Source organism: Flavobacteriales bacterium (assembly GCA_016124845.1).
Classification (GTDB): domain Bacteria; phylum Bacteroidota; class Bacteroidia; order UBA10329; family UBA10329; genus UBA10329.
The window spans coordinates 102,401-109,859 of record WGMW01000030.1; the positions used below are offsets into that span (position 1 = coordinate 102,401).

Sequence of the window (7,459 nt, forward strand, 5' to 3'; positions counted from 1 at the left end):
AAAAAAGAAAGGATGTTGAAATTCCGAACAGCAGCCGCGATTTTTTCCCTCTTCGCGCTGTTTGCAGTAAACGCAAAAGCCCAGACATTTCAGTCGGGTAGCGGTAAGAACGGAGACCTGCAGCTCAATACGATCACCACGGCAGTGCCATTTCTAATGATCGCCCCGGATGCCCGTTCTGGTGCCATGGGCGAAGTTGGTGCAGCCACAGATCCAGATGGTGCTTCTATTCATTGGAACCCGTCCAAAATGGCATTCATTGACAACAAGATGGGATTTTCCCTGTCTTATACGCCTTGGTTGCGTGCCTTGGTGCCGGATATCAACTTGGCATACCTTTCAGGATATGGCAAGATCGGTAAGAAAGGCATGCAGACGCTTTCCGGTTCGTTGCGCTATTTCTCTCTCGGCAATATCACATTCACCGATAATAATGGGAATACCATCGGAAACTTCAACCCGAACGAGTTTGCCATTGACCTGAGTTACGCCAGAAAACTTTCGAAGGAATTCTCAGGAGGAATCTCCCTGCGTTATATCTACTCAAACCTTACAGGAGGCATCAACGTTGGCGGTGCCAACACGCGTCCCGGAATGGCAGGTGCTGCGGATATTTCGTTCACCTACAAAACAGAGCGAGTGAAGATCGCTGGCAAGAAAACGCAGATCACCGCTGGTTTGAACATCTCCAATATCGGATCGAAAATGCGTTACACGCAGACGGCACAGGAAGATTTCCTTCCCATCAACTTCCGTTTCGGTGTCGGATTCAAGTATTGGATCGATGACCGAAACACGATCGGTGTGTTCTACGACATCAACAAACTGATGGTGCCAACACCACCGAAAATCGACAATAACCCATACATCGATGGCTCGCTGCCTCCGGGAGACTCCATCGGGCAGATCGGGAATCCGGCAAACGCCAATCCGAATTATGGAAACATCATAGCGGGAAAAAACCCGAATGTAAGCGTGCCAGCAGGCATGTTCCAGTCGTTTGCCGATGCACCTGGAGGAAGCGCAGAAGAGCTTCGTGAGATCAATATGGCGGTAGGTATGGAGTATTGGTACAATAAATTGTTCGCCATCCGTGCCGGATATTTCTACGAGAACTGGACCAAAGGAAACAGGCAGTTCTTTACCGTGGGAGCCGGAATCCGATACAATGTATTCGGGTTGGATTTTGCCTACTTGATTCCGACCAAGCAGCAGAACCCTCTTCAGAATACATTGCGTTTCACACTCACATTCGACTTCGAGGCCTTCCGGAAACAGAACAAGGAGCGGGACGAAAAGCCAGAATAATGACCATTAGAGTCGGTTTCGGCTACGATGTGCACCAATTGGCCAAAGGCGAAGAACTTTGGCTGGGAGGAAAGTTGATTCCATCTGAACTTGGTGCAGTCGGTCATTCAGATGCTGATGTGCTGATTCATGTAATCTGTGATGCACTGCTCGGTGCCGCCAATCTACGCGACATCGGTTTTCATTTCCCAGACACATCTTCTGATTACAAGAACATCGACAGCAAAATTCTGCTCCGCGATGTAGTGAAACTGCTGGAAGAAAAAGGCTACTCGGTAGGAAATGTGGACTCAACGGTGGTACTCGAAAAACCGAAGGTCAATCCGCATATTGATGACATGAAAGCGATTCTTGCAAAGATCTTGAAGGTGGACGAAGACGCAGTTTCCATCAAAGCCACCACATCTGAAAAGATCGGTTTTGTTGGCAGACAGGAAGGCGTTGCCGCCTTTGCCACGGTTCTCATTCAGAAGTAATACCTTGCTTCTTAAACAGAGATGGAAGAGTTCAAACTGGTCATAAAAGGAATCTCACTTACAAGGTCGGAGCTGAATGCTGCTGATGCAGAGCTTCTGAAGCTGGCGGAGGACGCGTCAAAGAACGCCTACGCGCCTTATTCGCAATTTTATGTGGGCGCTGCGCTCCGATTGGAAAGCGGCACAACCGTTCTTGGCACCAATCAGGAAAATGTGGCCTATCCATCGGGTCTGTGTGCTGAGCGGGTTGCCATTTTCTCGGCATCAACCAACTACCCGAATGAGCGGATAGAAACAATGGCAATCACAGTGAACACTGCTAAAAGTGCGATTGTCAATCCTCTTTCCCCATGCGGAAACTGCCGTCAAGTAATCATGGAATATCAGCACAAACAGCAGTCACCCATCCGACTTATCCTTGCAAGTCAGTCAGATAAGGTTTGGATCTTTGAAGATGCGGCATCACTGCTTCCGTTCGGGTTCGAGGCCGACTACTTGAAGAATTCCTGAACAACTTCCGCATCATTTCGGTTACCGATTGGAATGTCGAAAATGCCCGCTTACCTTTAACTCCGACTTCTACATTTGGATAAAGGGTAGTTCATGGCAAAGAAGAAATTTGGTAAGGAAATGTACCTGAACTGGTACGAGGAAATGCTGCTTTGGCGCAAGTTTGAGGAAAAGGCGGGGCAGCTTTACATCCAGCAGAAGATCCGCGGATTCTGCCACCTCTACATTGGCCAAGAGGCCGTGCTTGCGGGAAGCCGCGAGGCCATGGAAAAAGGCGATAAAGTGATCACAGCCTACCGCGATCACGTACATCCTATTGCTTTGGGCGTTCCTGCCAAAGAAGTAATGGCAGAACTCTTTGGAAAGAAAACGGGCATTGTGAAAGGCAAAGGCGGCTCCATGCACATGTTCAGCAAGGAGAATAATTTCTTCGGAGGCCATGGAATTGTGGGAGGCCAGATTCCGCTCGGTGCGGGAATCGCGTTCGCAGACAAGTATCGTGGAAATAAGAACGTTACCCTCACATTCATGGGCGATGGTGCGGTGCGACAAGGTGCGTTTCATGAAGCCCTGAACATGGCCATGACGTGGAAACTTCCCGTCATTTTTATTATCGAGAACAACAACTACGCGATGGGAACCTCGGTAGAGCGTACTTCGAACGTGAAAGACCTTTACATCCTCGGCCATGGCTACGAAATGCCCAGCGAGCATGTGAACGGTATGGACGTAGAAGCAGTTTACGAAGCCGTGAAAAAAGCGGCCGACCGCGCCCGTAAAGGCGAAGGGCCAACGCTGCTGGAAATGAAGACCTACCGCTACAAGGGTCACTCCATGTCCGATCCAGCAAAGTATCGTACCAAGGAAGAAGTGGAGGAATACAAGAAACAGGATCCGATCCAGCAGGTGCTTGACATCATCATCAAGAACAAATACGCTTCGGACGAGGAACTGGAAGCGATTCAAGAACGGGTAAAAGCGGAAGTGGACGAGTGCGTCAAGTTCAGCGAGGAATCGCCATTTCCTGATGCAAACGAGTTATACGAAGACGTTTATACGCAGGCCGATTATCCTTTCATAAAAGATTAGAGCGATGGCAGAAGTGATCAGAATGCCCAAGTTGAGCGACACCATGACCGAAGGCGTGGTGGCCGAGTGGCATAAGAAAGTGGGAGATAAAGTGAGTTCGGGTGAGATTCTGGCAGAGATCGAATCGGATAAGGCCACGATGGAATTCGAATCGTTTTACGATGGCGTATTGCTTCACATTGGTGTGGAGAAAGGAAAGGCAGCACCTGTTGATTCCATTCTGGCCATTATTGGCGAAGAAGGCGAGGACATCAAAGCCATTCTGAAAGAAGAAGGAGCGAAAAAGACGGAGGCTAAAAAAGAAGAACCAGCGGAGGACAAGAAACCAGAACCTCAACCAGCCGAAACCAAAGTGGAGGAAAAACCGGAACCGAAACCAGCGGTTGCAGCAGTCGCTTCAACGGTTGCCGTTTCACAGCCTTCTGCAAATGGCCGATTGAAAGCTTCTCCGTTGGCAAAAAGGCTTGCCGAGGAAAAAGGTTACGATATCAATCGGATCCCGGGTTCGGGAGATGGTGGAAGAATTGTGAAACGCGATGTGGAGGCATTTACCAACCACGGACCATTTGCGGCCAATGCCGTGGAAAGCCATCGCGATGTGGAAATTTCGCAAATGCGCAAGACCATTGCCCGCAGACTGGCCGAAAGCAAGTTCACCGCGCCTCACTTCTACCTCACCATGAAGATTGATATGGACGCGATGATCGATGCGCGCGATTCCATCAATAGCGTTTCGTCTTCCAAAATTTCTTTCAACGACCTTGTGATCAAAGCCTGTGCGGTGGCGCTCAAGCAGCATCCGCAGGTAAATGCGGCCTGGATGGGCGATTTCATTCGCTACAACAGCCATGTGCATGTTGGTGTGGCCGTGGCGGTTCCAGAAGGATTACTGGTTCCCGTGGTGCGTTTTGCAGATACCAAACGATTGACCGAGATCTCCAGCGAAGTGAAGGATTTTGTCCTTCGTGCCAACGATAAAAAACTTCAACCGAAAGATTGGGAAGGAAACACGTTCACCGTTTCCAATCTGGGCATGTTCGGTATTGATGAATTCACGGCTATTATCAATCCGCCTGATAGTTGTATTATGGCCGTTGGCGGCATTGAGGAAGTTCCCGTTGTGAAGAATGGCCAGATCGTGCCTGGAAACGTGATGAAAGTGACACTTTCGTGCGATCACCGCGTGGTTGATGGAGCGACAGGTTCCAGATTCCTTCAGACGTTCAAAAAGCTGATGGAAAATCCCGTACTGCTTTTGGGTTCGTACTCAATTTAGGTAGATCAACGTAAGCCTACGTTTTCGTGATTGAGTTGGTTTGTACTTCAACCAATTCATTTATCATGAAAGCAACTCTATCTGTATTTCTGATGGCAGCTTTGACCTTCTCTGGCTGCAAGAAGGAAAAATTTGACGATTCTCCGTTTCACTGTAAGATTGATGGCAAGGAGTTTATCGCCACAAAAGAACTCATCGAAGTAACCGTTTCGGGCGGAAACAACTTTTACATACAGGCAACACGGGTGGCCAATCCGTTGAACAATGACCTTTATGGCGAGATGAAACTGGACATCGTGGTTGATAGCCTTGGCACCATTCCTTTGAATGCTTCGAATACGTGGCGATGGAGCAATAACGGAGGCGATCAGTTCCGTTCAAATGGAAATAATCCAGGAACACTGAATGTCACTTCCTTGGATCTGACAGGCAAGCGCATAACGGGCACGTTCGAGCTCACCGCTTCCAACGACAGCCAAACCGAAACACGGTCTGTTACAGAAGGATTTTTTGACGTTTCTTGGTGAGAACCGTTAAGAGATTTTAGATCAAATTGGCAATTGCCTGAAACATAACGGACTACTTTCGGTATAAGCTTTCGGAACTACGGTTCTGGTAGTGGATTTTTCATTTGGTTTGGCTGCGGCTCTGCGAAAGCGGGGCCGCAGTATTTTTAGACAGAACCTATGAAGTGCTACCCAAATACCTCACAACCGAACGCTTGGCGATCGGCAGAAGTGTTTCGGCAAAAGGAAGCACCTGTTCGCTTTCAACGGTCAGCGTTACAGGGTTGGGCAGTTTGCGATTGCTTCGGATCAGTTCCAGTTTTATCTGTTCAGGAGTGTTGGAAAGCGTTCTCCGGTAATCGGCAAAGAACGAAGTGTGAATGGCACGGTACTTCCCACGCGGGTTCTCGAAAATGGTAATGCTGAAGTTGTAGATCTGCGTTTGAGGTTCGTTGCCGTTCATCACCAGCAGATAACCCTCATCTGTGTGCAGCGGCAACAACCCGACCGAGCGGACATGAACGGTTTTTTCGATCTCCTCATAAATGGCCTGTCCGTTCTTCACGTGCTTTTCCAACAACGGAATGGCATAGTCGATAATCTCCACGATCTCATCCAGCGTTTCGGGTCTTCCCATCTTCTCATACTCCAATTGGAAATTGGGTCGGATGGATTTCAACTCCTTCGGGAAATGATGTTCCAAACGTTCGTGTTCTGCCTTGATGTTCACCAGCGCATTGTAGTGCGCCACCAGTTCCGCCAAATGCGGGTAAAGTCGGTTCACCTCAAATGCATTGCACACATCTTGCAGATATGCCAGCAGCACATACGACTTGTATTCCAGGTTGATGTGCTTCTCAAACAGCCAGTCTTTGCTCAGCTTCGCCATCTCACCAAAATTTAGAACCAGTTTAACGATAAAACGACAATTCGTTGACGAATGTTGCCTCCCGAAATTAACATGTTCGTGTTGATGATACGCCACCATTCCAACTCAATTCGGCTCTTGCGCGGGTAATTTTGAAGTTCAAACAACCGACCATGTACTGTTCTGCAAAAAGCATTTTCCATTTTCTGATCTTGGCCATCGTCCTTTCCTCGTGCGTGGCCGAAAAGCGGTACAAGGAAGAAGTGGCGGCACGCGCCATGGCCGAAGAAGAGCGAGCACGCCTTAAGGCAGAGAACATCGACCTGAAAGCCATTGAGACCGACCTGAATGACAAGGTTGCCAAGTACGAAACGCAGCTGAAGCAACTGAAGGAAGACACCACTTCGCTTGCGGCCGAACTGAAAAAGGCAAAGGCCGAAAACAAAAAGATCAACGCCAATTACAACGACCTGCTGGAGCAGATGGGCAAGCTTCGCGAAGGAAACGCGGCCGATGTAAAGAAGCTGACGCGTGAGTTGCAGGATGCCCGAAACGACATTCTCGCACGCGAGGATGAGCTTCGCGAGTTGGAACTCACGCTGATGAAAAAGGAAGGAAATCTGGACAACATACGTCAGGAGTTGGATCGATCGCGCCAAGAATTGGAGGACAAACGTGTACAACTCATGGCACGCGGTCAGCGCATCAATGAGTTGGAAAGTGTGCTTGCGCGAAAAGACAGCGCAGTAACGGCTCTCAAAAACAAGATCACCAATGCGCTTTTGGGCTTTCAGGATCAAGGTTTGACCGTGGAGCAGAAGAACGGTAAAGTTTACGTTTCGCTTGAAGAGCAGTTGTTATTCAAATCGGGCAGTTGGGTGGTGGATGCCAAAGGAAAAGAGGCGCTGATGAAACTTGGGAAAGTGCTTCAGACACAGCCCGATGTGGGCATTCTCGTAGAAGGCCACACAGATAACGTTCCGTATGGCGGTAACGGAAACGTGACCGATAACTGGGATCTTTCGGTAAAACGAGCCACGTCCATTGTGAAGATCCTTACCGAGAATAGCGAGATCGATCCGCAGCAACTCACAGCCGCAGGCCGTTCAGAATACATGCCGCTTGACCCTGCTGACACAAAAGAGGCTCGCGCCAAGAACCGCAGGACGGAAATCATCATCACGCCTAAACTGAACGAACTGTTCCAGATTTTGGAGCAGAATTAGCGAAGCTTGCGAAAGGCGTAACCTACAAAAACCTGAAACAGGGCACCTGAGAATTTGCTGTTTTGAGTCGTCCTAAAATAAGTTGACAGGTTTTTACTGTTGATTTTTGGAAGAACCTGCCCGATATCGGGCAGGGTTCTTTGGTGTATGAAGTTAGGTGTTTTCATATTCAGGCTCAGGTGTGGTCTCTTCCTGTTATA

Annotated in this window: 8 protein-coding genes; 7 read left to right on the plus strand and 1 reads right to left on the minus strand. The window is 48.8% G+C overall.

Translation table 11 applies throughout. From position 1 onward, the window contains the following. The first annotated feature begins 12 nt into the window (after positions 1-12). From porV to GC178_12035, 6 genes are all read left to right on the plus strand, one after another. Positions 13-1,308, plus strand: a complete 1,296-nt coding sequence (gene porV / locus GC178_12010) for a type IX secretion system outer membrane channel protein PorV (protein ID MBI1288289.1) — start codon at positions 13-15, stop codon at positions 1,306-1,308. Continuing rightward, entirely contained in the window at positions 1,308-1,784 is a 477-nt protein-coding gene (locus GC178_12015) for a 2-C-methyl-D-erythritol 2,4-cyclodiphosphate synthase (GenBank protein ID MBI1288290.1), read from the plus strand. The genes porV and GC178_12015 overlap by 1 nt, the downstream gene beginning before the upstream one ends. A gap of 21 nt (positions 1,785-1,805) precedes the next feature. Next, on the plus strand, positions 1,806-2,294 hold the full coding sequence (locus GC178_12020; protein MBI1288291.1) for a cytidine deaminase: 489 nt from the start codon (positions 1,806-1,808) through the stop codon (positions 2,292-2,294). 93 nt (positions 2,295-2,387) lie between these two features. Next, the gene (gene pdhA, locus GC178_12025; GenBank protein MBI1288292.1) at positions 2,388-3,383 is read left to right on the plus strand and encodes a pyruvate dehydrogenase (acetyl-transferring) E1 component subunit alpha; all 996 of its coding nucleotides are present in this window, start codon (positions 2,388-2,390) and stop codon (positions 3,381-3,383) included. Between the two features lie 4 nt (positions 3,384-3,387). After that, a complete protein-coding gene (locus tag GC178_12030) occupies positions 3,388-4,659 on the plus strand; it encodes a pyruvate dehydrogenase complex dihydrolipoamide acetyltransferase (GenBank protein ID MBI1288293.1) in 1,272 nt (423 codons plus the stop codon). A gap of 65 nt (positions 4,660-4,724) precedes the next feature. Continuing rightward, a complete protein-coding gene (locus GC178_12035; protein MBI1288294.1) occupies positions 4,725-5,186 on the plus strand; it encodes a hypothetical protein in 462 nt (153 codons plus the stop codon). Between the two features lie 157 nt (positions 5,187-5,343). Here the strand turns inward: GC178_12035 and GC178_12040 are convergent, their stop codons facing one another. Continuing rightward, the gene (locus GC178_12040; GenBank protein ID MBI1288295.1) at positions 5,344-6,054 is read right to left on the minus strand and encodes a hypothetical protein; all 711 of its coding nucleotides are present in this window, start codon (positions 6,052-6,054) and stop codon (positions 5,344-5,346) included. A 152-nt stretch (positions 6,055-6,206) separates the two neighbouring features. On the opposite strand from GC178_12040, the gene GC178_12045 reads away from it, so the two are divergent. Further along, positions 6,207-7,259, plus strand: a complete 1,053-nt coding sequence (locus GC178_12045; GenBank protein MBI1288296.1) for an OmpA family protein — start codon at positions 6,207-6,209, stop codon at positions 7,257-7,259. The last annotated feature ends 200 nt before the right edge of the window (positions 7,260-7,459 follow it).

Bases quoted from the DNA above. Each gene is read 5' to 3' on its own strand.
- porV (MBI1288289.1), top strand. From the start codon at position 13: ATGTTGAAATTCCGAACAGCAGCCGCGATTTTTTCCCTCTTCGCGCTG.
- GC178_12015 (MBI1288290.1), top strand. From the start codon at position 1,308: ATGACCATTAGAGTCGGTTTCGGCTACGATGTGCACCAATTGGCCAAA.
- GC178_12020 (MBI1288291.1), top strand. From the start codon at position 1,806: ATGGAAGAGTTCAAACTGGTCATAAAAGGAATCTCACTTACAAGGTCG.
- pdhA (MBI1288292.1), top strand. From the start codon at position 2,388: ATGGCAAAGAAGAAATTTGGTAAGGAAATGTACCTGAACTGGTACGAG.
- GC178_12030 (MBI1288293.1), top strand. From the start codon at position 3,388: ATGGCAGAAGTGATCAGAATGCCCAAGTTGAGCGACACCATGACCGAA.
- GC178_12035 (MBI1288294.1), top strand. From the start codon at position 4,725: ATGAAAGCAACTCTATCTGTATTTCTGATGGCAGCTTTGACCTTCTCT.
- GC178_12040 (MBI1288295.1), bottom strand. From the start codon at position 6,054: ATGGCGAAGCTGAGCAAAGACTGGCTGTTTGAGAAGCACATCAACCTG.
- GC178_12045 (MBI1288296.1), top strand. From the start codon at position 6,207: ATGTACTGTTCTGCAAAAAGCATTTTCCATTTTCTGATCTTGGCCATC.